We start from the raw sequence: 26463 nt of genomic DNA, 5'->3' as shown, positions 1-26463 counted from the left end.
AGTGGGAAAGATGGATAACTTTATCACTAAACATATAAACGAAGTATCAGTAAACGAAATTTTAGCATTGGATATTTATATGAATGATCACTTGGTTATCGCGAAAGATACGATTTTGACTGATCGGATGCTAGCTCAGTTACGCCGAAGAAGGATTCGAGAGATACCTATAAAGGACATGCAGATGGAGCAAGAGGATGTCATTCTTGATGAGGCGATATCATTTATTCCGCCCAAAGAAGTAAGTCGACAGATTGATGAGCAATACAAAAAAGTGTTTTGGGATGCATTTGAGCATGTCAGAAGTGAGCAACGGTATGGGCATATTGCACACAATAAAGATGAATTTGACTTCATTATGAATTTGTTTATAAAAATGCATAATGAAAATAACTTTATTGATAAATTGTATCGATTAAAAGAAGTTGATCATTATTCCTTCATTCATTCCTTTGATGTCTTTGTGTTAGGAGCACTTTTTGCGAAATCGAGAGGTGTAACAGATCTAGAATCCGTTGCTTTAGGCTATCTATTTCACGATATCGGTAAGTTATACGTTCCGAGTAAATTGTTAAAAAGTGAGCGGAAACTGAGTCATGATGAATTTAAAACGATGAAAACGCATGCGACTGCAGGGTATAACATCTTGAATTCATTGGGACAGCAACATATTGCGGAGTTTGCTAAATCGCATCATGAACGAATGGATGGTTCTGGCTATCCGGAACAATTGACGGGTGAGGACATGTCAATTCCATTAAAGATCCTTCACCTTGTGGATGTTTATTCTGCGTTGACGTTAAGTCGTCCGTATAAGAAAGCAATCCATGCTTCAGAGGCATTGGAAATTCTGTATCGAGAAAGACATAAGTTTGATCCAGAGTTGTTAAGTGAGTTCGTAGAGTTCATTAACATCTATCCGCTTAATTCAACGGTGCTTTTATCAGATAATAGCTTTGCGGTTATCGAGCAGGTAAACGGGGGCGTGCCGATGCTACCCAAAGTGAAAAGGCTTCATAGTGCAAAGGGCTTTGACCTTCCGAATGATTTTAAGCTGACGATTTTCAAAATGATTAATTACCAAACAAAAACATTTAAGGAGATTTTTAAAGGGTTTACGCACAACCTTATTGTTGGAAACGAACAACAGATGATGAAGGATTATACGAAGCTCACCGATGGAATGCAATTAGAGGAGATATACTTTCAGGTTTTTGTCCCGCTTTATCGGATTTTTGATCTTTTGTATGAGGAGAACAAAATTGATCATGCCCTATATCATAAATGCAATGCAACGTTAATGCAGCTGCTACAGGATATCGAAGACCATTTAATAAAAGATACGCATTACCGCTCAACTACCTTGTTTGTACTGCAAGAGGCACCCCAGCAATCTCTCGAATTAAAAATAGTTATGGGGTTGTTACACATAGAACGAATATTCCCGGTCGTGGTGGATCAGAAGCTTACCGCAAAAAAGATTCGGGAACTTGTAAAAAACCGAACTGTTGAAAGCGTTTGCATCGTTCAAACAACAAATACTGGGCGATCAGACGATGCATATTTTTTCCCTTCGATGAAAATTAGGAACCTCGAGCAAAAAGATATTACGGCACTAATGGAATCTGTCGCCGATACTTCAAAGCATTCCGTCAATATTTATGAGCAACTATTTAGTATGGCTGCGGATGGCGTTTTATAAAACATGCGTGGTGATGTGTCGGTTGTAAATCAAACGTACATTTTTTTCCGTGCTATTGAATGGCGAAAACGAGAAGCAAAGTTATTATAAAAAGGCAACCTTATGACATACGCCAAAAGGTTGCCTTTTTTATTCCGCGGATACATTCAAGTCGCGAAGGGTTTTGGTCGATTTCTTAAATGCGACAATTAGCCCAATTGACAGGATAGCAAGAACTGAGGAAATGATATACATATTGCCAGCTTCCTGTGTGAATATCCACGTAAATAAAAGTGGACCGATGATGCGCCCCATATTGTCCATGGAATATGTCATCCCGGCGGCTGTTCCGTATTTTCCGCCAGACTCTTTTGTTGTTAATGAAACAAGGACCGTACGCGCTAAAGCGTTTCCGCCTGTGAAAACGCTAAGTGCGAATCCTGCCCAAATGAGACTAGAGGTGAATGGGATGAGCAAAAGCCCTAGGGCAGCCACGAATTGTGCTCCAATGATCCATTTCGTTTCCGTCCCGTTTTTCACTCGACGAACGACGCCGCCCTGAATGGCTGCATCGACAAAACCACTTGCTATGAATAAGTAACCCAGTTGAAGTGGTGTAATTTCAATCCTGTCAATTTGGAACAGTTGAAATGTCGCCTCAAGTCCAGCTAAAAGGAATGTCACCATGAAGGAGAACAAAAACAGATAGCGGATTCGGTATTGCCATAGTGTCGCCCCGCCCTTGGGGAGCAATGCACGTTTGTTGGCTTGGCCTCGTCGTTCAGGCTCTTTCAAAATGATTCCCGCGTAGATCATTAACAGTAAAGTCAATGAGCCGGAAGCGATGAACGGGAGTTGGAGGCTTGAATGACCGAGTACACCGCCGATTGCAGGACCGAAAATAAAGCCGAGTCCAATAGACATACCAAGTAACCCCATATACTTATTGCGGTTTTCCTCATCTGTCATATCTGCAACGAATCCGGTAACCGCCGTATATAGCGCCCCTGAGAACACCCCTCCGACTACACGTGAGACGTACAGAAGGGGTAAATTTTCAATGAATATGGCAAATAGGAAGAAGCTAAGACTGAAGCCGATAAGCCCCGTCAAAATGAGTTTTTTCCTTCCTGTACGATCTGACAATGACCCCCAGAGTGGTGCGGTGAAGAAGGAAGCGAGCGCATAGACGGTTAGGAGTCCGCCGACATGGACTTCGGAAAATCCTTGTTGCACAATGACTTCGGGAAGAATTGGAATAATGATGCCGAATCCAAGATAAACAAAAAATTGTACGGACATTAGTAGAAGTATAGCTTTTTTCATCGTAAACCCACTTTCTCTAAGATCACTACTTTCATTTTACCCGTCATTCCCACAACGCACAAAGGTTATGTGTGTGTTATCGACGATCTGGAGCGGATTTTGATTGAATGTGATAATCGACAGCGGAGTATCCAACAAATCGTCCGCTGCAAAACTAACCGCCAGTGTATGAAAAATTTACAAAAGGGCATAATTTGTAACAGAATTGAAAGATTTAAAACTGGACAGGAGTGGTATGATTGGAGTGGTAAAATCATAGAACAGCTTTCATGAAAAATAAGAAACTTTGCACGTCTGTATGCGTCTTAATTAATAGAAAGGTCGAGGTGGAAAAGATGGCTAAAGAAGTTGATTTGAAAACGATCATCTCCAACTTGGCGAAGTTGGGCGTTTCGGCAACGTTGACGAAATCCCGTCTGGAAATGCTGAAAGCCCTAGCGCCACCTGCACAAGACCCGCAAATTCAATCATAATAAAAAACTCCGACAGAGCTTTCGTGTCGGAGTTTTTTTAATCGTTATGCTCATCAGAACTAAACATATATGTTCGGTGATGAAACTTCATACTAAAAACAAGGCCAATCGCTAACATATTGCCCATTAGCGAGCTTCCGCCGTAACTAATAAACGGTAACGGAATCCCTGTAATCGGCAACAACTGAATCGTCATACCGATGTTTTCAAAGACGTGAAATGTAATCATGGCGATGATGCCGGCGCATATATACGTACTGAACGGGTCTTTCAATTCAAGCGTGATTTTTGTTAAGTGATAAATGAGAAAGAAGTACATACAAATGACTAAGCTCGCACCGATGAATCCCCAATCTTCCCCAATCGATGTGAAAATGAAGTCGGTATGGCTTTCGGCCACATATACTTCGCGACCTTTATATCCTTTTCCTAAAATTTCGCCTGAGCCAATTGCGTTGAGTGATGTGATGAGATGCATTCCTTCATCGGACGAATACTTGTACGGATCAAGCCAAGAGTAAATTCTCGCTGCTTGATAAGGTTTGAAGCCAAACGTATCTTGTAGGAATTGCTGCGCATACAGCGCTAACAACAGCAACGTTACACCGAGTGTGGCAGTTCCCGCGAAAATGGGTACGATGATACGCCAAGTGATCCCGGAAACGATGACCAGTGCAGCTGTAATGGCGATGAATACAAGCGCTGTTCCAAGATCGGGTTGTTTCAAGACAAAAAATAAAGGGATCAATAGAACCATTATTATTTTCCCTAGCAGAAAGAAGTCCGTTTTCAGCGTTTTTTTCACGTTTTTTTCATGATGGCTCGTAATCATGCGAGCCATCCCGATGATGAAGAAAGTCTTCATGAACTCTGCTGGCTGAATACTTCCAATGCCAGGAATGTGAAACCAGCTTTTTGCACCGTTTCTTGGTGCGACAAGTTTTATACCATCAGGAAGAAAATATAAAGTAGCTAATAGTAAAATACCACCGCCATAAATAATCCAAGCGGCTTTTTTATATTGTTCGGGTTCCAAAAACATCGTGATGGCAATAATGATACATCCAACGAAATACCACTGAATTTGTGATGGAACGAAGTTAATGAGTTCGCCAGATTCGAACTTGTATTGGCCTGTCGTTTGAGCAGAAGCAATGGCAAATAAGCTTATCAAGCAAAATATTAATAGGATAAATGCCAGTGTCCAGTCGAAACGTTCTTGCGGTTTATTTGTCATTTTCATAGAGTCACCCTAGCTGCAGTTTTTATTTAGTCCATATCAGTTTTAAGTCATTTTTTATCTAATGTACGAACATCCTTTAGTATAACGCATCGAGCAGATAGATGCATATCCTCTTATTGGACGCATTGCCGATTGTGAAGTTGCCGGTCACAACCGAGCGTGCTAAGCTTGTGGGAAAATAACAGGTAAGAAGAAAGGAATTATTACTGTGGCATGGATTTATTTACTAGTTGCGGGTGTAACTGAAATAATTTGGGCGATTGGATTAAAGGAAGCGCATGGCTTTACTGTTCTACTGCCTTCCATAGTGACAATCATATTCATTGTCGTTAGCTTTTTCCTGTTTGCGAAGGCGATGGAAACTATTCCAATCGGCACGGCATATGCTATTTTCACAGGTATCGGGGCGGCAGGAACGGCTGTTGTCGGTATTTTGTTATTTGCAGAAGGTGCGGGGGCAGGGAAGCTGTTTTTCCTAGCGCTTCTGCTAGTTGGAATTATTGGATTAAAACTTGCAGATGGAAAGGAGGAGACTGACTAATGTCTTGGTTTATCCTAATCATCGCGGGTTTGTTCGAAGTGGCATTTGTCGTCACCATGAAACTATCCGAAGGCTTTCGCAATAAAAAATATACGGCGCTCACTGTTTTGACGGGTGCGCTCAGCTTTTTTCTCCTGTCATTTGCAATGAAAGAATTGCCTGTTGGAACGGGCTATGCTGTTTGGACGGGAATCGGTGCAGCAGGCAGTGTATTGATTGGTATGTTTTTCTTTCAGGAAAAACGCAGTGCATTGAAGTTCCTGTTTTTATCTTTCATTATCGCGGGGGTTGCGGGGCTGAAGATTTTTGGTTGATGGAACTTCCGAAATTTTGTTTAGCTCCTGGCGCTTTACGCATTTCTTATTCATGAAAAAGGTTTGTTCATGGTAAACTAGGGTATCGAAAACTAACAGATAGTGAGGGTCAACATATGAAGAAAAAATTAGGGATTGTATATGGTGGTAAGTCAGCGGAACATGAAGTGTCGTTGTCGACTGCACGTGCGGTGACGCAAGCAGTGGATTTTGGAAAGTACGAAGTGATTCCGGTTTATATTACCTATGAAGGGGAATGGCGAAAAGGTCAATCGCTTGAAGGACCGGTGGCTACAATTGAGGAGCTTCGACTTGCAGGAGATGGCACAAGTAAACCTGATAGCATCCAAGATTTCTTGAACGGGGGAGCACCCGATATCATTTTCCCGCTTCTTCATGGTACGAATGGTGAGGATGGCACGGTTCAAGGTCTATTTGAAGTGATGAACATTCCGTACGTAGGGAATGGCGTGTTAGCGTCGTCAGCTGGGATGGACAAAGTGGTCATGAAGCAACTATTTGCACAAGTTGGCTTGAAGCAAGTACCTTATGTATTTTTCCTGCGTAGTGGTTGGGCGAAAGAGCGCGAACAATTGGTAGACAAAATGGAGCGTGAACTGGGCTGGCCGATGTTTGTCAAACCGGCGAATCTGGGGTCAAGTGTTGGCATTAGCCAAGCAACGGATAGAGCTAGCCTGATTGAGGCCGTAGATCTTGCGTTAAAGTTTGATAGACGCATTATCGTTGAGCAGGGCGTCGTCGCGCGTGAAATTGAAATGGGTGTCATGGGCAACGATGAGCCGGCATGCTCAGTACCGGGGGAGATAAAACCCGTAGCGGCATTTTATGATTATGAAGCAAAATATAAAGATGGCAACACTTCGCTGGTCATACCTGCGCAAGTGCCAGAAGAAGTCGCGAAGACAATGGCGGACATGGCACTACGTGCTTATAAAGTGCTCGATTGTTCCGGTCTGGTGCGCGCGGACTTCTTTGTGACATCAGCTGACGAAGTACTTATCAATGAGGTAAATACGATGCCTGGCTTTACCCCGACAAGCATGTTCCCATTACTTTGGCAGCAAACAGGAGTGGCTTATCCGGAATTGATAGACAAACTAATTGAACTGGCAGTAGAACGTCATACTAATAAGCAAAACATACAATATACAATGGATTGAGTGTGGTTGAAAGTGAAACGGAAATTGACAGAACTTGCAGGATGGATACAGGCTGCGGGGCAACAAATGGATGGTGTCATGGTGACAGGCGTGTCAATCGATTCGCGGACTGTGAAGGAGGGGGATTTGTTCATCCCTTTCCGCGGTGAACAAGTAAATGGACATCACTATGTGCAACGCGCCTTTGAACAAGGGGCGGTTGCATCTTTATGGATGAAAGACGAGCCGAACCCGCCAGCAGGTTTAGCATTGATCTTTGTCGAGAGTCCCGAGATTGCGCTACAGGAAATAGCACGCGCTTATCGGGATACGCTTCACTGTAAGGTGATTGGGATTACGGGCTCTAATGGTAAAACGTCAACCAAAGATCTTGTTGCAAGTGTGCTGGCTCCTTATTTTAACGTACGAAAAACGGAAGGTAACTTCAATAATGAACTGGGTTTACCGCTGACGATTTTGTCGCTTGATGCTGATACAGAGATTGCTGTCCTCGAGATGGGAATGAGTGGATTCGGCGAAATTTCGTTTTTATCGAAATTAGCCAAACCGCATTTTGCGATCATTACAAATATCGGGGAAGCGCATATGCAGGATCTCGGTTCACGCGCAGGTATTGCCAAAGCGAAATTTGAAATCATTGATGGACTTCAACAAGGCGGCAAACTGTTCTACGATGGCGATGAACCATTGTTACGGGAACTTGTCGGGAAACAAGCGGATATCGAGGCTATTTCGTATGGGTACGATGCGGGAACGGCATTGTCACTTAGAAAAATTGAATCGGGTGATGACGGCAGTCGTTTTATGGTTGGAGGTTTACTGGACGGACAGTTTACAATTCCAGTTTACGGCGCGCATCAAGTGAAAAACGCACTCGCTGCCATCCTACTTGCCAATGAAGTGTCTGTAGAGGCTACCGCTATCCGTACGGCGCTTCTAGCTGCCTCACTGACAGATATGCGCATGCAACCAGTTGTCGTCGGAAATGGTGCGCTGTTTATTAATGATGCGTATAATGCAGCTCCGACATCAATGCGTGCGGCACTTGCATTCATTCAAGAGACGGGTTTACGGAAAGACAAGTGGGTTGTTCTTGCTGATATGCTCGAACTTGGCGAAGAAGAGCGGGTGTACCATGAACAACTTGCCAACGAGATTGTAGCTATGGATCTACAAGGCATTTTGCTTTTTGGACCACGCATGAAATGGTTGCGCGATGAATTGACTAATCGCACCATTAAAACAAAATTGGTCTGGTCGGAAAAGGATTACGCACCGATTATCGATACGTTACGTGAGTATACAGGGAGAGATTCCATTATCCTGCTAAAAGGTTCCCGTGGAATGGCGCTTGAAAATGTCCTTGAAGGGTTAAATGGGGAATGAAAACGGGTGTATTGTTCATCCATGGTTTCACTGGGGGTTCTTTTGAGGTTAGACCATTTGTGAATTACTTGAACCTTAAAACGGACTGGCAGATAGCCATTCCGATACTTCCTGGCCACGATGTTACGCTAGAACTGGGGAAGGTATCGGCTGAATCATGGTTGATGAAAGCGGAGCTAGCACTAAAAAAGCTACAGAAGGAAGTCGACCGGATTATCGTGGTCGGCTTTTCTATGGGTGGTCTCATCGCCATGTATTTGTCACTTCGCTATAAAATAGACAAATTGGTACTGTTAAGCGCAGCGGCAAAATATATCAGCCCACGCAATTTAATGGAAGACCTGGGCATCATGCTAGCTGAATCTGTCAGGAAAAGGTATCCTCCAAATACATTTTATCACTTGTACGAGTATAAATTGACTCATACGCCGTTGCGGGCGATTGTTGAATTCCTTCGCATCGTGAAAACAGTTGAGCCTTATTACGGGCGTATTAAAACGCCGGTTTGTATCGTTCAAGGGAAAAAAGATGGGATTGTTCCATTTGCATCGGCTGAGTATTTGTTTAAAAAACTCGGTTCCGAAAAAAAGGAAATCATAATATCGGACCTAGGGAAGCATCATATCTGTTACAGCGATGACTGTGACAATTGGTTCGGTAAAGTGTTCGCGTTCATGGAAGGAGACGATGTCTAAACTACAGGCACCAGCTCTTCGAGTCGCTTCAGACTTGTCAGAGCTAATCGGTGCCTTCCGCTTTTCGAGAGGTCTTGACCACGGAAGTTAGTCCCACTGGTCAAAAGCCGTATTAGCTATGCAGCAAAGGCGCTGCTTCGAAAATCAGCCTTTTGCCTGTCGGGTTTAAAAAGCCGCCTACGCTTTTCTTTTAATAAACTGATTATTACTACTTAAGCGGAATGATTGCAGGGGACGTTTTCGCATGGTACACTGTGAGGAACATTGGATACATTTACACGGGACTCTTCAATTAGTGAAGAGTACTTTTTTTTGAATAAAACGGTTTGCTCATTTAAATCGGACAGATAGTCCGTTGATCGAACCGCTCGGCAAAGACCGGGCTTTCCTTTTCAACCATAACCTCTACTATAGAGAATGCAAAATATCGGAAACGTTCCCTTTAATGGCTCGAATTTGCCGTGCCTTCATTTGCAAATGTAACCAATTGTCAAATGAGAAAACAAAGGAGATTGAGAAGTTTGACGAATTTTTCAGAATTAAACATCAGTGAATCAACACAACGTGCACTTAGCAAAATGGGGTTTGAAGAAGCAACACCAATCCAAGAAGGTACTGTCCGTTTTGGGATGGAAGGTCTTGACGTTATTGGTCAGGCGCAAACAGGTACGGGGAAAACAGCTGCATTCGGTATTCCACTTATTGAAAAAATCGACACAAGAAACCCAGCGGTACAAGCGCTTGTTATCGCACCAACACGTGAGTTGGCTATTCAGGTTTCAGAAGAGATTTACAAAATTGGTGCTGACAAACGTGCACGCATCCTTTCTGTTTACGGTGGGCAAGAAATCGGGCGTCAAATCCGTGCTCTACGCAACAATCCACAAATCATCGTAGGAACGCCAGGACGTATCCTCGACCATATTAAACGTAAAACATTGAAATTGGATGGCGTACAAACACTTGTACTTGACGAAGCGGATGAAATGTTGAACATGGGCTTCATCGAAGACATCAACACAATTCTTGCAAGCGTACCAGCTGAGCGCCAAACACTTCTATTCTCGGCTACAATGCCTGGACCAATCCGTAAAATTGCGGAAACGTTCATGAAAAACCCGGAAATCGTTAAAATCAAGTCAAAAGAAATGACTGTTGAAAACATCGAGCAGTTCTTCGTGAAATCACAAGAACGCGAGAAATTTGATATCCTTTCACGTCTTTTGAATGTTCACCAACCGGAACTTGCGATTGTCTTCGGTCGTACAAAACGCCGTGTTGACGAACTTTCACATGCGCTAAGCATCCGCGGCTACATCGCTGAAGGAATTCACGGTGACTTAACGCAAGCAAAACGTATGTCAGTCCTTCGTCAGTTTAAAGAAGGTAAAGTTGATATTCTAGTTGCTACTGACGTTGCAGCACGTGGACTTGATATTTCAGGTGTAACGCATGTTTACAACTTCGATATTCCACAGGATCCGGAAAGCTATGTTCACCGTATTGGTCGTACTGGCCGTGCAGGGAAAAGTGGTATGGCAATTACATTTGTAACACCACGTGAAATGGGCTACCTACGCATCGTTGAAGAAACGACTAAAAAGCGTATGACTCCATTAACTCCTCCATCCTCTGACGAAGCACTTGTTGGTCAGCAACGTCTAGCGGTTGAGCAGTTATCGGAAATCGTTGAGAAAAATGAATTGAGTGACTACACACATCTAGCAGCTGAATTACTTACTAAATTCGATGCGAATGACATTGTTGCAGCAGCAATTCGTTCATTAACGCGCGAACCGAATGATACACCGGTATCGATTTCGGAAGAGCGTCCATTACCAGCACGTGGAGGTTCACGTAGCGGTGGCGGTTATAAAGGTAACCGTAGTGGCGGTCGTTCATCAGGTAACGGCGGTGGTCGCGGTTACGGTGGTGGAGCATCTCGTCGTAGTGGCGGTGGAAGCCGTGACGGAGCAAGAAGAGATAGCGGTCGTTCACGTAGCGTAAAAACAGAACGTTAATCATCGCAATAGTAAAAGTCGGGGCGTATAATCGCACCCCGACTTTTTTCTTTTTGTTAAAATATAGTGAAGTTCTTTGGTCGAATATAAAATTAAGTTGAATTTTGAAACATTTAGACCTTCCAATCGTATAGAATAAACAGAAAGAGGTGTTTATATGAGAAAGCAACCGGCCAATCGGATTTCGGTGAAAGGATTAAAAGTTTGGAGATTGTACGGCATTATGGAAACCATCTTCCTGTTAGTCATTGCGATAGGCGCTTGTGTCTTGTCGTATCTATTTGATGGTCCGTGGTGGATCTACATAATCTCGGCGGTAGTCGTTCTGTTATTTGCGTACTTTTTCATTTATTTATTCCCTAAAGTGAGATGGAAGCGTTGGCGTTATGAGGTTCGTGAATCAGAAATTGAACTACAGCATGGCATATTTATTATTAAACGAACGCTGATTCCAATGGTGCGCGTTCAGCATGTAGATACGGCGCAAGGCCCTATTCTTCGTAAATATGATTTAGCTGAAATCACTATTTCGACCGCAGCCACGAATCATACCATCCCTGCACTTGTGACGGCAGAGGCGGATGAGTTGCGCGGTAGGATTTCAGTGCTCGCAAGGGTGGCGGAAGACGATGTCTGATAAACGCTATAAATTGCACTGGATCTCAGCTATCATTGCAGTATTAAAAACGTTGAAGGAAATGATACTTCCTCTGCTTGTCCTTGTCTTTGCGAATGGGATGAAAGATTTAGGGACGGGAAAGTGGTATATAGACTATGCTTCTTTTATCATTTTGGGTACCCTGCTCATTGTGTTTTTGGTTACAGGAGTTATTAAGTGGAAGCGGTTTGTCTACTGGTTCGAGGAAGATGAACTACGTATTGAGTATGGCTTGTTCATCAAGAAAAAACGTTATATTCCGTTCGATCGAATTCAAAGTCTCGATTATACGGAAGGAATTTTACATCGTCCGCTTAAACTTGTCAAAGTGAAAGTAGAGACAGCGGGTAGTTCATCGGCCAAGAAATCAGAGGCGGAACTAACAGCGATTACAAAAGATGCTGCTAAAAGAATTGAAATGGAAATTGCGGAGGCGAAAAACAGGAGGAAAGCTGTTCCGCTTGAAGAGAGTATGGGGGTGGTGGAACCCCACATTGAGGAAAAAGCACAAGTGAAGTCGATTTTTACATTGTCGGTGAGGGATCTGCTAATTTTGGCGACGACTTCGGGTGGTATTGGCGTCATTCTTTCCGGTGCAGCCATCTTTCTATCGCAGTTTTCCGAGATGATTCCGTATGAATGGATGTACGAAGAGATTTCAGGTTTTATCAGATATGGTATTCTTATTGTTACGATTGTCGTGTTTTTAGGGTTTGTCCTTGTTTGGGGCTTGTCGGTCGCTATGACGTTCCTTTCTTATTTCAATTTTTCTGTGTCGCTCGAGGAGCAAGATATTGTGATTACGCGTGGACTGTTGGAGAAGAAACGAATGACTGTACCGTTAAACAGGGTTCAAAGTGTGCGCATCATTGAAAATCCGGTTAGACAACTTTTTGGTTATGCGGCAGTTGTCATCGATAGTGCTGGTGGTGGCGGGGCGGAAGGGGCGAAAATGAACCTATTTCCACTTGTTAAAAAAACGGCTATTAATGGACTATTAAAAGATATATTTCCAGAACTTATACTGGACGAACCGACCAATAGGCTTCCAGAGCGTGCAAAGCGCTTTTATTATCGCATAGACTTCGTGTGGATGATTCCGGTAATTGGCGCTTTGATATACTTTTTCTTCCCGTATGGATTGCTAGCACTTCTGATTATTCCGGTCATTATCCTCTTCGGTTTATGGCAACATCGCTCGGCAGCCTACGAAATTGCAGGAAACCAGCTGACTATGCGCTTTAGAGGATTTAGCTTACAAACCGCGTTTTTGATGAAGAAGAGGATCCAATCCATGACCATGAAGCAAAATTACTTTCACAAGCGTAAAAATTTGGGTACTGTAGTTGCCAGTATTAAATCGGGAATGGGTACTTTCAATGCGCGTGTTTATCATATGGAGGAATCGGATGCAGAAAGGATTCTTTCGTGGTATGAGAAGAGTGTGAAGGATACTACATCATTGCAGGATAGAAACGCGTAAAAAAAAGGACAGCGGGCTAGCCCTCTGTCCTAGTTTTTTCTTTTTTTCCAACTCACAATGCGTTTAGGATGGAAATAACTCAGTCCAATCAAAAATCCGACGATTAGGCCGGTGATATGGGCTGTTGCATTAATGTTTGGCTGAAGGAATGTCATGACGATTCCTATAACGATGATCGGTAGGATAATTTGTCTTAATTGCGGTAGAATACGCTTGGTGTAATAGACAAGTGCTCCAAATGCTCCAAAAATCCCGAAAATAGCTCCGCTTGCTCCGACACTCATGTAGTCGAGGGGTTGAAGGAAATAAGTTGCGATGTTACCGAAAACTCCTGCAAGCAAGTAAATTGTAAGAAAGCGTGCTTTCCCGGCTATTTTCTCAAGCTCAGGTCCAAAAATGAACAAAGAAAACATGTTGAATAATAGATGTGAAAATCCTGCATGTAGGAACATTGGTGTAACTAAGCGCCACCATTCTCCTTCTGCGATCAACCAGTTGATGCCCATTCCACCAACATAAATCTGGTTCCCTATAACAGGGAGGTATACCAGTGCAGCGATGAAGATATTCAAAGCGAGCAGGAATGTCACGACGGGATACAGGCGAATGTATTGCGAAAAGTTTTCTGTACGGCTAAACATTTTTTCACCTCAATCTATGAATTCATTATACATTTTTTATAGGCCAGACTCCAGTGTCTACCAAGGTGCTGATGTTTTTATCTTTATTCAGCAGAAGACTCCCACCTCTATATGTGGCGTGATAAATGTGATTTTATTTACTGCTCGGAGGGTGTTCAAATGCCTGCTGGACAAAGACGAAGCCTCCGGCGGATGTCACAGATTTTGAAGGGAGTCAATCGAGCGAGCTCGATTCAAAATTTGGACGCAATTACGCGGAGGCGTAATTTATTGTCTGATTGGAAAGGAGAAGTTATTTTGATTGCAGGAATTGGACTTGATATCGTCGAATTAAATCGTATTGCCAAATTGGATGCTAGATCCTCTAAGTTTCGTTCGCGCATTTTAACTTTAGAAGAATTAAAAATTTATGACCGTCTTACTGATCATCGGCAAATTGAATTCCTTGCGGGTCGTTTTGCAGGAAAAGAGGCCTACGCAAAAGCAAATGGTACCGGAATTGGAACTGCATGTAACTTTATAGATATTGAAATTCTACCGGAAGTAAGTGGCAAGCCGGTCCTTTATTTCAAAAAAAGCCTAGTGGCTGGGTTCGTTTCGATTACGCATACAAAAACAGTGGCAGCAGCACAAGTAATCTTGCTCGCATAAATGTGTATTCATTCTCATAAGATGACCTACCCGATTGAAATGAGAAAGGATGAACTGTATGCGTAGCCGGATAGTTGCTCTATTGTTAGTTGTAGTTATGGTACTTCTCGCAGCGTGTGGAACACCAACGAAAGAGGACGTTATGAAAAAGCTCAGCGGCAAGTGGAATGACACGAAAGGTTATGAGTTAAAAGCGACAATGGAGATTAAGACAGGGGCAGAACCGCGTTTGTATGATGTTGTTGTTTGGTATACCAAACCCGCATTCTATCGTGTAAATGTAAGCCAATCGGGAAGCGATGATTCCCAGATGATTGTGCGTAACGAAGATGGAGTATTTGTTGTGACACCATCGCTTGGTAAGACCTATAAGTTCCAAAGTGATTGGCCGGCGCAAAATAGCCAGCCGTACTTGATTGGTGCATTGTCTGATGATATTAAAGCAGATAAAAATGTAACCATGACGGAAAAAGATAAATCTTACGTCTTTGAAACTGCCACACGGAATAATCATAAGAAAGTCTTGCCTATTCAACAAATTCACGTCGATAAAAAGACGATGTTACCGACATATGTATCTGTACTCGATGAAAATAAAGAAGAGAAGATTCGAATCACATTTTCACAAATCACGCTTGGTAAGGAACGAAAGGCTGCGGATTATAACGTTGAAATAAGTGATACAAATACAGGGGACCAAGATGATGCGAAGGATGCCGATAAAACGGGGCTTAAAACGTATTATCCTTCTGTAGAGTGGGAAGGCGTCACGATGCATGAGGAATTTGTGAAATTGGAGAATGGAACACGCTCATTTATGACATTCTCCGGCAATAAAGAATATATCCTTGTTCAGGAACCGGCGGTAAGAGGAGACGGTAAAGTGCCGGTGTCCATTGAAGGTGACCCGGTTGACCTTGGATTTACAGTCGCGGCCATGACAGAAAACTCAATTCGTTGGGAAAGTGATGGAATCGCATTTTTCATCGCATCTGAATCGTTGACGCAGGATGAAATGATTGAAGTCGCTTCATCGATGAAAGAAGAGGGTATGAAATAACATTTGTTGACGAAGAACGGGCGCTGGATTAATAATAGAGAACACGACAGCAAAGAAAATGAGGGGGCATCATGAAAAACTCTATTCATTACCGTCCAACGCAAGTAACGATAGATCTTGAAGCGATCAAGGCTAATATTAGGAATTTGACAAAACATATAAAGGGTTCAACTTCGGTTATAGCGGTTGTAAAAGCGAATGGCTACGGACACGGTGATGTGGAAGTAGCCCAAGCTGCCTTTGAAACAGGCGTCGAAATGGTTTCGGTTGCCACGCCAGATGAAGCGGTTCGGCTCCGAGTGGCAGGTATAAGCGGGGACATCCTTGTCATGGGGCCGTCACCAATTACTTTTGCCGAGACAGCGGCCGAACTGGGCATTACAGTTGCCGTTTCCAACGCGGAATGGTTGCGGGACGCATTGGATCATTGCGCTGTATTTGTAAAAGAGTTGAAAATCCATGTAAAAGTTGATAGTGGCATGGGTAGAATTGGCTTACGGGATGCAAAGTCCCTTCAGTCGATCGTATCCGTCATAGAGGGTTCTGATAATGTACAACTGGATGGCATTTTTACGCATTTTGCATGCGCAGATGAAGGGAATTTAGAGAGGACGGATGAACAATTTACGATGTTCATGGATCTGGTGCAGACATTACCGGAAAAACCTCGACTTGTTCATGCGTCGAACAGCGCGGCAGTCCTCCTATATCCCGAATTTGGGCTGGATGCCGTCCGTTTTGGCATAGGACTTTATGGCATTGCATCTTCGGATTATGTAGAAATGCACTTGCCCTTTCGCCTTGAAAGGGCCTTGCAGATTGAAAGTGAACTGGCCCATGTCAAACTACTGGAGGCAGGCAGTCCAATCAGTTACGGTGGAACTTATCAAACCGTAGAAGATGAGTGGATTGCGACAATCCCGATCGGTTATGCGGACGGTTTACGGCGTGGTTTACGTGGTCAAGATGTGCTTATCGGCGGGAAGCGAGTGCCTCTCGTCGGTACAATTTGTATGGATCAATGTATGGTGAAGCTGCCTTATCAAATGCCGGTTGGTGAGAAAGTTACGCTTATCGGCTGTCAAGGTCAAGAAGAAGTGACTCTTGAAGAGTGGGCAGAGCGCCTCGGTACGATTCCATATGAAATTGCCGTTTCCATTGCGGAGCGGATACCGAGAATATATATAGGGAAAGATGGACAGCCTACCTAATATCCGTACTTTCGACAAATAACCAGTAGTGTTGCAGAATCCTGTCAATAAACTTCCTTCTATGTCTTCTCATTGTAGATGTTCAATGGTAAGATGGACTTGTATTGAAATGAGGGAACGGCTTTGTCGGAGGTGCTGACGTTGCGTGCTAATAAAAACATGAAAGAAATCATTGTAAAGATCCCGAAAAGGATGCTGAATGAAAATGAACATACGGTCGTCCATCAGGAGCCGGGTCGCGGAGATTTCGTTTATATTTCGACAAAACGATACGTATCCGACTATGAATCGGAAACGATTAGGGAAACGATGATGAAAGGTTACGTCGAAATGTCACAAATCAACCTTAAAATCGCCACAGAATGCTTACATGTGGAGTTTGAAGCCCAGCATACGGTGGAACGTCTCGTAAGCGGAGGATGAAAAGTTGGCAATAAAACGTGGAGACGTCTTTTTTGCAGATCTGTCGCCTGTCGTCGGTTCTGAGCAGGGCGGTACAAGGCCGGTTCTTGTTATCCAAAATGACATAGGTAACCGGTTTAGTCCGACAGTAATTATCGCGGCGATTACCGCGCAAATCCAAAAAGCAAAATTGCCAACACATGTTGAAATTGATGCGGCACGTTATGGCTTCGAGCGGGATTCGGTCATCCTGCTCGAACAAGTCCGCACGATCGACAAGTCGAGGCTTACCGATAAGATTACACAACTAGACGAATTTTTGATGGAACAGGTCGATGAAGCACTCGAAGTGAGTTTTGGCCTCGTCAAATTCTGAGCATACATATAAAAGAAACACCACAGGATTCATGTCTGTGGTGTTTTTTGATTGCACGATGAAAATAGTGTGTTACGGTACTTTTTTCGATACAATGATGATAGAAGAAATTTAACACAAGGAGGCTTATCAAAGTAATTATGAATACTCAATTGGTAGAAGGTATAAATAAGAACATTGATGTACTCATTGAACGATGGGAAGAGCAGATGAAAGAGGAGAAAGGGGAGAAATTTTTCCGTTTCATGCCTACGCAACTAATCGAAAAAACGAGCGTTGAATTTGCAGCGCTTATGACGTCAAATATTTCGGAGACGGATGTCGTCAATTCGGAGAAGCTAAATGACTTTACTGAGAAAGTCGTCCGCTTCGGTTGGTCCATCAAGTTTGTCAACAAAGCGATTGATAACTTTTCGCAAATCGCATTTGATTTATTGGAGGAAAAAAAGATTATCAATCAGAACAATTTGCGATTATACATGACCCTTTTTGATAATTGGATTCGCCCTTTACGTGAAAGTATTATAGAAGCCTACGCCATGGAATGGGAACGGACAGTGAGTTTGCAGAAAATTGCTTTGCAGGAACTTTCCGCATCTTTGATACCGGTTTTTGAAAAAATTTCCGTTATGCCGCTTGTGGGTACCATCGACACAGAACGCGCAAAATTGATAATGGAAAACTTGCTTGAAGGTGTGGTAAAACAACGCGCCGAAGTTGTCCTTCTAGATATCACCGGCGTGCCGGTCGTTGACACGATGGTTGCTCAACATATTATTCAAGCGGCCGAAGCAGTCCGTCTTGTGGGGTCAAAATGCATGGTAGTTGGAATCCGGCCGGAAATTGCCCAGACAATCGTTGCGTTAGGCATTAATTTGAACGACTTCACGACAACGAGCACGCTGCAAAGAGGGATGCAGGAGGCACTGGGGCTGACGAACCGTACCATTGTGGAGGTTGATTAATGATGAATATGCGAATTCCGATTTTAAAATTAAATGACACATTAATCGTTTCTGTTCAGTGGGAACTTGATGATCAGACTGCCCTACAATTCCAGGAAGATCTGTTGAAAAAGATGCATGAAACGACTGCTAGAGGCGTATTGATTGATTTGACGCCGATTGATTTTATCGATTCTTTTATTGCAAAAGTATTGGGTGATGTTATCAGTATGTCAGGATTAATGGGTGCGAAAGTTGTTATTACGGGGATACAGCCGGCCGTTGCAATTACACTGATAGAACTCGGTATCCGTCTAGAGAATGTTTTGACAGCGCTTGATCTCGAAAACGGATTGGACAAATTGCATAAAGAATTGGAGGCCTGAACATGGACTACCGGTCTTCTGTAGATATACACACGGAATGGGATATTGTTGCTGCTCGACAGCTGGGCCGAAACGAAGCGAAGAAGTCCGGCTTTGGAACGGTCGATCAAGCACGTATTACAACTGCGATCAGTGAATTAGCCCGTAATATTTACTTATACGCTGGAAAAGGAAAAGTCGAAATTGAAAGACATTCTGAAAAGGGTTGTAACGGAATTACAATCGTTGCATCGGACAATGGTCCTGGGATTACAGACATGCGTAAAGTGATGGAAGACGGTTTTTCGACTTCTGGAGGACTTGGTGCGGGGATGCCGGGCGTGAAACGACTGATGGATGAATTCAAAGTGGAGACGGAACCCGGGGTGGGAACGACAATCACCGTGACAAAATGGCTCCGATGAGGGGATGATGGCGAATGCCTCAGAAAGTTTTGGAACAGTATAGAGAAATACTGAAGCAATATATAACTAATCCAAATGAAGAAGCGCTTTATTTGGGTCAGCAATTTAGTAGGAAGTTTATTGAAAAGGAAATTTCACCAGAAGAAGTCATCAGTATTCACAAATCAGCTTTCTCTGAGACGTTTTCGAACAAACCGGTTGAGTTATCGAATTCATTTGACTTTCTGATTGAAATGATGATTCACTACGGACTTGCTCTTAGGGAGCATCAGAGTTTAATCCGAATGCAGGAAGAAATTCAGATGGAGATCAATGTTGCGGTGAAAGTGCAGGATACGTTATTGAAGACCAAAATACCTGATGTCGAGGAACTGGATATTGGATTTGTGACAGAACCGGCAAAAAAAATGAGTGGTGACTATATCTATTTTCTACACGATACATGCAACGAGACGAGTGTAGCGGTCGCTGATGTTATGGGGAAAGGTATCCCTGCGGCGCTGTGTATGACGATGATCAAATTTGGAATGGATAGCTTGCGTAACGATAATACCAGTCCGCGCAATGTTCTAGATATCGTTAATCGAATTGTGGAAAAAAGTGTAGATAATTCGATGTTTATATCCATGTTTTACGGGAAGTACGATGCTAGAGATTCTAGTTTTGTCTATGGCTCTGCTGGACATGAACCAGCCCTCATGTATAAGGCTTCTTTGGGGACATTCGTTGAACTAAGTGCGAAGGGACTTCTTCTTGGGATACAGCCGGATGTTATGTATGAAGAGCGGTCGGTTGTGCTAGAAGAGGGAGATTTCATTGCGATAATGACAGATGGAGTAACTGAGATACGGCTGGATGCTGATTTTGTAGATAATAAAATAATCCAGTCGATTTTAACGAAGGTGAAAGATGAATCTGCGCAAGTGATCGCGGATACAGTGTACAATAAACTTGCAAGGCTACAGGACTTCCATTTGCACGATGATTTTACGATTGTTATTTTTAAAAAAGGCAATAAGTTGGTTTAAGAAAACTAAAAGAGGGTACATATCAGTTTAGAGTGCATTTTTAAAAATAGAGAAAATCGGGGTGGAAAGATGAATTTGCGAGTGAGGTTATTAGAGGGAAATAGTGTTCAATGCTTTAAAGTTGTTGGAGAAATCGATGCTTTTACAGCACCGAAGTTAAGAGAGAGTCTTGCGCCAGCGGAAAAGTTGAAAGATATGCAAGCCGAATTGGACTTATCAGAAGTAGAATATGTGGATAGTACCGGTTTGGGTGTTTTTGTAGGGTTTTATAAAGCTGTTAAGGCCAATGGAGGCCACGTCAAAATTACGGGTGCGAATCAGCGTCTGAAAAGACTATTTGAAATTACGGGTTTGAGTGAAGTTATGGATATAGAAATGGGCGAAGGTGGGGACGAAGATGCAGTCTTATGATTATATCGAAATAAGAGTTCCCGCCAAAGCGCAATATGTTGGAGTCGCTCGTCTTACTATTTCAGGACTGGCAAGCCGCTTGGGGTTTACTTACGACGAAATAGAAGACTTAAAGATTGCCTCAAGTGAGGCGATTACGAATGCGGTCCAACATGCATATGAGGAAGATGAGGAAGGCGAGGTCGTGGTCGGCTGCGCTCTTTTTGAAGATAGATTGGAAATCATGGTTGCAGATCATGGGAAAAGTTTTAATTTTGAGGAGACTAAAATGTCTCTAGGTCCCTATAGTGAACAAGGGGGAGACCAATTTCTTCGGGAAGGTGGTCTAGGCCTCTACCTAATGGAAACACTTATGGATGACGTGAAAGTCCATCATAAGGAGGGGGTGACGGTCTTTATGACCAAGTACCTTGGCGGAGAGCGAGGGGATGGGGATGCCGAAAGAACAATCACCTCATGAAACAGTAACGAAAGACCAAGTCCTTCTATGGATTAAACAATACCAGGAAAGTAGCGACCAAGAGGCGCAGACAAATCTGGTGATGCATTATGAGCGACTCGTCCAATCCATTGCCAGAAAGTATTCTAGCGGCAAATCCTATCATGAAGATATTGCTCAAGTGGGTATGTTAGGACTACTTGGAGCAATTCGGCGCTATAATCCGGAATACGGTAGAAGTTTTGAAGCGTTTGCAGTGCCGACAATCATTGGTGAAATCAAGCGGTTTCTACGAGATAAAACATGGGCAGTTCATGTACCGCGGCGGATAAAAGAACTTGGACCAAGAATCAAGACGGCAGTAGAATCATTGACAAATGAACTACAGCGCTCACCTCTTGTCTGTGAGATTGCTGGCTACTTAGAGGTTGGGGAAGAACTAATTCTTGAAGCAATGGAGATGGGTAGAAGTTATCAAGCGCTTTCCATGGATTATAGTTTGGAAACCGATTCCGAAGGGGCGACAGTAACACTGTTTGATGTTATTGGAGAAACTGATACAGGTTTTGAGAGAACAGATCAACGCATGTTGGTGGAAAATGCGCTTAATATACTATCAGAGCGCGAGAGGCTGATTATCCGGTACACGTATATCGAGCAGTTAAGCCAAAAAGAAGCAGGAGATTTGCTCGGGATCTCTCAAATGCACGTCTCTAGATTGCAACGAAAGGCAGTTAAAAAGTTGCAAGAAGCGATTTTGGCGGCTGGGGGTGTATTTTAGTGGAATCTATTCAAACTGAACATGTTGAAGCGTATGTCTTTCAGGAAGCTAAATCCGGAAATCGAGAATCTGGTGATACGTACTTCATCCATACGGAGGACGATTATTTCATCTGTGCAATTGCTGATGGACTAGGTAGTGGACCAATTGCCCGTCAATCAGCACAAATCATCCCAAAAGTATTAAACGAATATCATCACGAATCAATTGATGAGTTGTTGAGTCGTTGTAATGAGCATATGGTGCAAAAGCGTGGGGCTGCTGTAGCTATTGTGAAGGTTGATTATGAGCAGAAAACAATCCAATATAGTTGCGTCGGGAATGTTCGGTTATATATCCTTCGAAATCGAACAAAAATGATTTATCCTCTGCCGGTCATGGGCTATTTATCTGGCAGACCACAAAAGTTAAAGATGCAACAATATGAGTACCAAGAAGGCGATTTGTTTTTTCTACATTCAGACGGAGTATCTCTGAAAAGTCCCAAAGTTGCATTGAAGGAGAGCGCAGGACCTTACGAATTATATCAAAACGTGTTGCAAACAATTGATCATGGTGACGACGCAACTTTTATAGCAGGGAGCTTACTTCTATGAATAGGAAGTAGGCTTTTTTTTGTGTTAAAATTAGGGCAGTGAAGAAAGGGTGGTTTTATTGATAAAACATATTATTGAAGCGACAGCTGGAAAAGCGGCTGTCAGTATCCGCCAAACTGAAAAAGTAATTGCCCTACTGGATCAAGGGAACACGGTTCCGTTCATTGCCAGGTATCGTAAAGAGGAAACAGGTTCATTAGATGAAGTTCAGATAAAAGCAATTGAGGATGCGTATAGTTATGTCAAAGGGCTTGAGCAACGAAAAGAAGAAGTCATTCGCCTGATTGATGAACAAGGCAAACTGGATGACGAATTGAAAAAGGCGATTGAAAGTGCTACCGTCTTACAACGAATTGAAGATTTGTACAGGCCTTTCAAACAGAAAAGACGAACGCGTGCGATGATAGCGATTGAAAGTGGTCTTGAACCTCTCGCGAATCAGTTGTTAGAGTTTTCAACGAATGTACCAGAAGAAATGGCCAAGCCTTTTATTAATGAAGAGGCGGGTGTAATGACGATTGAAGATGCACTTGCGGGTGCACGTGATATTGTCGCCGAACGCTTTGCGGATGACGCGACAATTCGAGAAAATATCCGAAAACTGACATGGTCAAACGGTTTAATTGTATCGGCCCTGCGAAAAGGTGCGGAAGACGAGCGTAATGTATTTGGTAACTACTATGAATATGAAGAGCCATTAAAGAAAATCGTTCCACACCGTGTACTTGCTTTGAACCGTGGTGAAAAAGAAGAGGTATTAAGAATCAGTATATCCTTCCCGACAGTGCAAATTATCGGAGGGCTTGAACGCGAATTGATTCGCAAAACGCATGTGCCGGCAGCTGCACAGGTGAAAGAAGCGATTGAAGATGCGTTTAAACGGTTAATAGCGCCTTCCATCGAGCGGGAAATCAGGGCGGCACTGACGGAAAAAGCCGAAGAACAAGCTATTCATGTGTTTTCGGAAAACTTGAAGAGCCTTCTCTTGCAGCCTCCGTTGAAGGGGAAAGTGGTATTAGGCGTTGACCCAGCTTTCCGTTCAGGTTGTAAACTAGCGGTTGTAGATGAAACAGGTAAATTACTTGAAATTTCAGTTATTTATCCACATCCACCAAAACCTGAAAAGGAAAAATCGAAGCGCATTATTTTGGAACTGCTCAAAAAATATCCGGTTTCTATTATTGCAATTGGGAATGGGACTGCTTCTCGTGAATCAGAACTGTTCATTGTTGAATGTATCAAAGAGGCAGCTGCGGGCGTTTCTTATGTGATTGTCAATGAAGCTGGTGCGAGTGTCTATTCGGCTTCAGCCAAAGCGCGCGAAGAATTCCCTGACCTGCAAGTTGAACAAAGAAGTGCGGTTTCGATAGCACGACGTTTGCAAGATCCATTATCTGAACTTGTGAAAATAGATCCAGGTTCTGTTGGCGTGGGGCAATATCAGCATGACGTGGCTAAGAAGCGGTTATCGGAATCATTAACATTTGTTGTTGAAACAGCTGTAAACCGAGTAGGTGTAGATGTTAACACAGCTTCCTCATCACTTCTTCAATATGTCGCAGGCTTGTCCAAAGCAGTGGCAGAAAATATTGTGAAGTCTCGTGAAGAAAATGGTTTATTTACGAAGCGCAATCAATTGAAAAAAGTACCACGCCTTGGCGCGAAGACTTATGAACAGGCGATTGGCTTCCTCCGAGTACCTGGCGCGGCAGATCCTTTCGACTCAACGGGAATTCACCCCGAAAGTTACGGTTTGGCGGAGCAGGTTTTAGAAGAGGTCGGACTCGGAAAGAAAGCATTAGGTAAGAAAGAAACGGCTGAAGCATTAGCGAATATTGATATCAAAACTTTGGCACCGAAATTAGATGTTGGTGAAGTAACGTTGAAGGATATAGTTGAAACGCTTCAAAGACCAAACCGAGATCCGCGCGATGACTTTCCACAGCCATTATTAAAAGCGGATGTTCTTGATATGAAAGATCTTTACCAGGGTCTTGAGATGCAAGGGACCGTTCGTAATGTTGTCGACTTTGGCGCGTTTATAGATATTGGTGTGAAGGAAGACGGACTTGTTCATATATCGAAATTGAAAAAAGGTTTTGTGAAGCACCCGCTAGATGTTGTTGCGTCAGGTGATATTGTTACGGTCTGGGTGGATGGAGTAGACAAAGCAAAAGGGAGAATTTCATTAACAATGTTGCCGCCCTCAAAAGACTAACTTGCTTCAGTGACATTCCTTATTTCGATATAGGCAGGATGAATGTGAAGTAGTCATTCAATTAATAGGGATGTCATTCTGAATGTTATAGAAGGGAGTTGGAATGGGTATGATGGACATTGAATTGCAGAAGTTGATTGAAGATGTATCTAATGAAGTATTCGGAAAGCCATTCCTTCATATATCTCGCTTTAATAGTAGGTTGCGTACAACGGGCGGACGTTATATGCTCTCGGATCATTCGATTGAAATCAACCCATTGGTGCTGCAAAAGTATGGAACAGAAGAATTAGTTGGAGTTATTAAGCATGAACTATGTCACTATCACCTTCATATAGAAGGAAAGGGATATCGTCATCGTGATAATGACTTCAGAGAACTATTAAAACAAACAGCATCTCCAAGGTTTTGCAAAGCCCTTTCCGAAAGGAATGAAAAGCCGCGCGTGTTGCATCTCTATAGATGTACAGCGTGTAAGCTGGAATATAAACGGAGGAGAAGGATGGACGTCCGAAAATATAGATGTGGAAAATGCGCAGGGGCAATAACGAAAATACAAACGACGTGAGCTGAATGTGTGTATGGATGGTGAAAGGTATCATGAAAGCATGATTGTCTTATATATTGAGAATTGAAATGAGGGAATTAGGTCGCGTAAACCGCGGTCTAATCACCTTCTTGGTAGTAATTGAAAAAAGATTGTAGAAAAGTGTTGACGTATTGAAATGAACTGTCTATAATAAGAAAAGTCGGTTAGGAAATATCGCTTCACAAACAAAACGAAGTGTTACCTACACACGATATCAACACTTATATGGCCCCTTGGTCAAGCGGTTAAGACACCGCCCTTTCACGGCGGTAACACGGGTTCGAATCCCGTAGGGGTCACCAATATTTTTTAACGCGAAGCGTTGAAAATAGTTAACCTTAAAGCAATGCGTGATATTTGAAAAGTAGTGTTTTACATGGTATCATCGATTGGCTAGATACAGCATCGGTGGGGTATAGCCAAGCGGTAAGGCAACGGACTTTGACTCCGTCATTCGTTGGTTCGAATCCAGCTACCCCAGTTATTCCATTATCTCTATATAATAGAGAGCCATTAGCTCAGTTGGTAGAGCATCTGACTTTTAATCAGAGGGTCGCAGGTTCGAATCCTGCATGGCTCACCATTTAATTTATTATAAAAAAAGATGTTGACAAAATTAGCATCTAATGTATAATAAAGCATGTCGCCAATCAAATGCGGTAGTGGCGGAATGGCAGACGCGCTAGGTTGAGGGCCTAGTGGGGGTTAACCCCGTGGAGGTTCAAGTCCTCTTTACCGCACCAAGTATTTTTTTTAGCAGAGCGCTCGTAGCTCAATTGGATAGAGCACCTGACTACGGATCAGGAGGTTGTGGATTCGACTTCTGCCGGGCGCACCAATAAAACTGCGCAATGTAAATTACATTGGAACAGCAAACATATTCGCGGGTGTAGTTTAGTGGTAAAACCTCAGCCTTCCAAGCTGATGATGAGGGTTCGATTCCCTTCACCCGCTCCATATTATTTTTTAAAAAAGTATTGACGCGCTTCGGAAGAAGTGTTATAGTAATAAAACGTCGTACCACTAACGCGGTGGTAACGTCAAAAAAGAATCAAAAAAAAGTTCTTGACACAAAGAACTGAACTTGGTATGATATAAAAGCTGTCGCCGAAGTGCTGACTGCGAAAATATCAACATGAACCTTGAAAACTGAACAGCAAAACGTCAACGAAATATAGCGAGAGTGCCAAGTGCACTTGAGCAAAAACGTTTCTAAGTAAAACGATTTTCGTCGAATGAACAGAAACACACATGACATTATTAATTTAATGCCAGCAAGAAATGAGCTATTCATTTTCTTCTATTATGGAGAGTTTGATCCTGG

General features: G+C 42.9%; 28 protein-coding genes and 6 tRNA genes. 31 read left to right on the top strand and 3 right to left on the bottom strand.

What is annotated here, in order from left to right; genetic code table 11:
* Positions 1–10: 10 nt before the first annotated feature.
* Complete coding sequence (locus ACIQ0H_RS11570; protein ID WP_403414614.1) at positions 11–1702, top strand: HD domain-containing phosphohydrolase; 1692 nt, start codon at positions 11–13, stop codon at positions 1700–1702.
* A gap of 129 nt (positions 1703–1831) precedes the next feature.
* Here the strand turns inward: ACIQ0H_RS11570 and ACIQ0H_RS11565 are convergent, their stop codons facing one another.
* Positions 1832–3007, bottom strand: coding sequence for an MFS transporter (locus ACIQ0H_RS11565; RefSeq protein WP_403414611.1), 1176 nt, complete (start codon positions 3005–3007; stop codon positions 1832–1834).
* 335 nt (positions 3008–3342) lie between these two features.
* On the opposite strand from ACIQ0H_RS11565, the gene ACIQ0H_RS11560 reads away from it, so the two are divergent.
* A complete protein-coding gene (locus ACIQ0H_RS11560; protein ID WP_403414609.1) occupies positions 3343–3480 on the top strand; it encodes an Lmo0850 family protein in 138 nt (45 codons plus the stop codon).
* A gap of 37 nt (positions 3481–3517) precedes the next feature.
* Here the strand turns inward: ACIQ0H_RS11560 and ACIQ0H_RS11555 are convergent, their stop codons facing one another.
* A complete protein-coding gene (locus ACIQ0H_RS11555) occupies positions 3518–4717 on the bottom strand; it encodes an FtsW/RodA/SpoVE family cell cycle protein (protein ID WP_403414606.1) in 1200 nt (399 codons plus the stop codon).
* A 214-nt stretch (positions 4718–4931) separates the two neighbouring features.
* Here ACIQ0H_RS11555 and ACIQ0H_RS11550 point away from each other — a divergent pair, with 214 nt between their 5' ends.
* The 8 genes from ACIQ0H_RS11550 to ACIQ0H_RS11515 all read left to right on the top strand — a co-directional run bounded on the left by ACIQ0H_RS11550 (position 4932) and on the right by ACIQ0H_RS11515 (position 13002).
* Positions 4932–5264 carry a DMT family transporter gene (locus tag ACIQ0H_RS11550; protein WP_403414603.1) on the top strand — a complete coding sequence of 111 codons (333 nt, stop codon included), beginning with the start codon at positions 4932–4934 and terminating at the stop codon, positions 5262–5264.
* Positions 5264–5578: a DMT family transporter gene (locus ACIQ0H_RS11545; RefSeq protein ID WP_403414600.1), complete on the top strand. Its 315-nt coding sequence runs from the start codon at positions 5264–5266 to the stop codon at positions 5576–5578. Before ACIQ0H_RS11550 ends, ACIQ0H_RS11545 begins: the two co-directional genes overlap by 1 nt.
* A 116-nt stretch (positions 5579–5694) precedes the next feature.
* The gene (locus tag ACIQ0H_RS11540) at positions 5695–6759 is read left to right on the top strand and encodes a D-alanine--D-alanine ligase (protein ID WP_403414597.1); all 1065 of its coding nucleotides are present in this window, start codon (positions 5695–5697) and stop codon (positions 6757–6759) included.
* Positions 6760–6771: 12 nt separating this feature from the next.
* Complete coding sequence (locus ACIQ0H_RS11535) at positions 6772–8145, top strand: UDP-N-acetylmuramoyl-tripeptide--D-alanyl-D-alanine ligase (protein ID WP_403414595.1); 1374 nt, start codon at positions 6772–6774, stop codon at positions 8143–8145.
* Complete coding sequence (locus ACIQ0H_RS11530) at positions 8142–8840, top strand: alpha/beta hydrolase (protein ID WP_403414592.1); 699 nt, start codon at positions 8142–8144, stop codon at positions 8838–8840. Before ACIQ0H_RS11535 ends, ACIQ0H_RS11530 begins: the two co-directional genes overlap by 4 nt.
* A 521-nt stretch (positions 8841–9361) precedes the next feature.
* Positions 9362–10861, top strand: a complete 1500-nt coding sequence (cshA, locus tag ACIQ0H_RS11525; RefSeq protein ID WP_403414589.1) for a degradosome RNA helicase CshA — start codon at positions 9362–9364, stop codon at positions 10859–10861.
* A gap of 157 nt (positions 10862–11018) precedes the next feature.
* Positions 11019–11498, top strand: coding sequence for a PH domain-containing protein (locus ACIQ0H_RS11520; protein WP_403414587.1), 480 nt, complete (start codon positions 11019–11021; stop codon positions 11496–11498).
* Positions 11491–13002, top strand: coding sequence for a PH domain-containing protein (locus ACIQ0H_RS11515; RefSeq protein WP_403414584.1), 1512 nt, complete (start codon positions 11491–11493; stop codon positions 13000–13002). The genes ACIQ0H_RS11520 and ACIQ0H_RS11515 overlap by 8 nt, the downstream gene beginning before the upstream one ends.
* Before the next feature lie 29 nt (positions 13003–13031).
* Here the strand turns inward: ACIQ0H_RS11515 and ACIQ0H_RS11510 are convergent, their stop codons facing one another.
* Positions 13032–13643, bottom strand: coding sequence for a rhomboid family intramembrane serine protease (locus ACIQ0H_RS11510; protein ID WP_403414581.1), 612 nt, complete (start codon positions 13641–13643; stop codon positions 13032–13034).
* A gap of 297 nt (positions 13644–13940) precedes the next feature.
* Here ACIQ0H_RS11510 and acpS point away from each other — a divergent pair, with 297 nt between their 5' ends.
* From acpS to ACIQ0H_RS11405, 21 genes are all read left to right on the top strand, one after another.
* Positions 13941–14294 (top strand): holo-ACP synthase, encoded by a 354-nt coding sequence (acpS, locus tag ACIQ0H_RS11505; protein ID WP_403415699.1) that lies wholly within the window; start codon positions 13941–13943, stop codon positions 14292–14294.
* A gap of 58 nt (positions 14295–14352) precedes the next feature.
* Positions 14353–15354 carry a LolA family protein gene (locus tag ACIQ0H_RS11500; RefSeq protein ID WP_403414578.1) on the top strand — a complete coding sequence of 334 codons (1002 nt, stop codon included), beginning with the start codon at positions 14353–14355 and terminating at the stop codon, positions 15352–15354.
* Positions 15355–15425: 71 nt separating this feature from the next.
* On the top strand, positions 15426–16565 hold the full coding sequence (gene alr / locus ACIQ0H_RS11495) for an alanine racemase (protein ID WP_403414575.1): 1140 nt from the start codon (positions 15426–15428) through the stop codon (positions 16563–16565).
* 132 nt (positions 16566–16697) lie between these two features.
* Entirely contained in the window at positions 16698–16988 is a 291-nt protein-coding gene (locus tag ACIQ0H_RS11490; RefSeq protein ID WP_403415696.1) for a transcriptional regulator, read from the top strand.
* A 4-nt stretch (positions 16989–16992) separates the two neighbouring features.
* Positions 16993–17343, top strand: coding sequence for a type II toxin-antitoxin system PemK/MazF family toxin (locus tag ACIQ0H_RS11485; RefSeq protein ID WP_318618062.1), 351 nt, complete (start codon positions 16993–16995; stop codon positions 17341–17343).
* A 140-nt stretch (positions 17344–17483) separates the two neighbouring features.
* Entirely contained in the window at positions 17484–18308 is an 825-nt protein-coding gene (locus ACIQ0H_RS11480; protein WP_403414572.1) for an STAS domain-containing protein, read from the top strand.
* 2 nt (positions 18309–18310) lie between these two features.
* Positions 18311–18673, top strand: a complete 363-nt coding sequence (locus ACIQ0H_RS11475; protein ID WP_403415693.1) for an STAS domain-containing protein — start codon at positions 18311–18313, stop codon at positions 18671–18673.
* Positions 18674–18675: 2 nt separating this feature from the next.
* Entirely contained in the window at positions 18676–19077 is a 402-nt protein-coding gene (locus tag ACIQ0H_RS11470; protein ID WP_403414570.1) for an anti-sigma regulatory factor, read from the top strand.
* A 14-nt stretch (positions 19078–19091) separates the two neighbouring features.
* Positions 19092–20105 (top strand): PP2C family protein-serine/threonine phosphatase, encoded by a 1014-nt coding sequence (locus tag ACIQ0H_RS11465; protein WP_403414567.1) that lies wholly within the window; start codon positions 19092–19094, stop codon positions 20103–20105.
* A gap of 69 nt (positions 20106–20174) precedes the next feature.
* A complete protein-coding gene (locus ACIQ0H_RS11460) occupies positions 20175–20516 on the top strand; it encodes an STAS domain-containing protein (RefSeq protein WP_403414564.1) in 342 nt (113 codons plus the stop codon).
* A complete protein-coding gene (rsbW, locus tag ACIQ0H_RS11455; RefSeq protein ID WP_403414561.1) occupies positions 20503–20976 on the top strand; it encodes an anti-sigma B factor RsbW in 474 nt (157 codons plus the stop codon). Before ACIQ0H_RS11460 ends, rsbW begins: the two co-directional genes overlap by 14 nt.
* Positions 20951–21736, top strand: a complete 786-nt coding sequence (sigB, locus tag ACIQ0H_RS11450; protein WP_403414559.1) for an RNA polymerase sigma factor SigB — start codon at positions 20951–20953, stop codon at positions 21734–21736. The genes rsbW and sigB overlap by 26 nt, the downstream gene beginning before the upstream one ends.
* Positions 21736–22332 (top strand): PP2C family serine/threonine-protein phosphatase, encoded by a 597-nt coding sequence (locus ACIQ0H_RS11445; RefSeq protein ID WP_403414556.1) that lies wholly within the window; start codon positions 21736–21738, stop codon positions 22330–22332. The genes sigB and ACIQ0H_RS11445 overlap by 1 nt, the downstream gene beginning before the upstream one ends.
* A gap of 58 nt (positions 22333–22390) precedes the next feature.
* Positions 22391–24550: a Tex family protein gene (locus ACIQ0H_RS11440; protein ID WP_403414553.1), complete on the top strand. Its 2160-nt coding sequence runs from the start codon at positions 22391–22393 to the stop codon at positions 24548–24550.
* A 109-nt stretch (positions 24551–24659) separates the two neighbouring features.
* Positions 24660–25118, top strand: coding sequence for a SprT family protein (locus ACIQ0H_RS11435; protein ID WP_403415690.1), 459 nt, complete (start codon positions 24660–24662; stop codon positions 25116–25118).
* 248 nt (positions 25119–25366) lie between these two features.
* Positions 25367–25441, top strand: a tRNA-Glu gene (locus ACIQ0H_RS11430).
* A 107-nt stretch (positions 25442–25548) separates the two neighbouring features.
* Positions 25549–25620: transfer RNA gene (locus tag ACIQ0H_RS11425), tRNA-Gln, on the top strand.
* Between the two features lie 26 nt (positions 25621–25646).
* Positions 25647–25722 (top strand) — tRNA-Lys (locus ACIQ0H_RS11420).
* 73 nt (positions 25723–25795) lie between these two features.
* A tRNA-Leu gene (locus tag ACIQ0H_RS11415) sits at positions 25796–25882 on the top strand.
* Between the two features lie 18 nt (positions 25883–25900).
* A tRNA-Arg gene (locus ACIQ0H_RS11410) sits at positions 25901–25977 on the top strand.
* A gap of 45 nt (positions 25978–26022) precedes the next feature.
* Positions 26023–26096 (top strand) — tRNA-Gly (locus ACIQ0H_RS11405).
* Positions 26097–26463 lie beyond the last annotated feature (367 nt).

The organism is Sporosarcina sp. NPDC096371 (assembly GCF_044762865.1).
Lineage (GTDB): Bacteria > Bacillota > Bacilli > Bacillales_A > Planococcaceae > Sporosarcina.
Note: the sequence above shows the minus strand (reverse complement) of the source record. Positions and strands in the feature narration are given on the sequence as shown.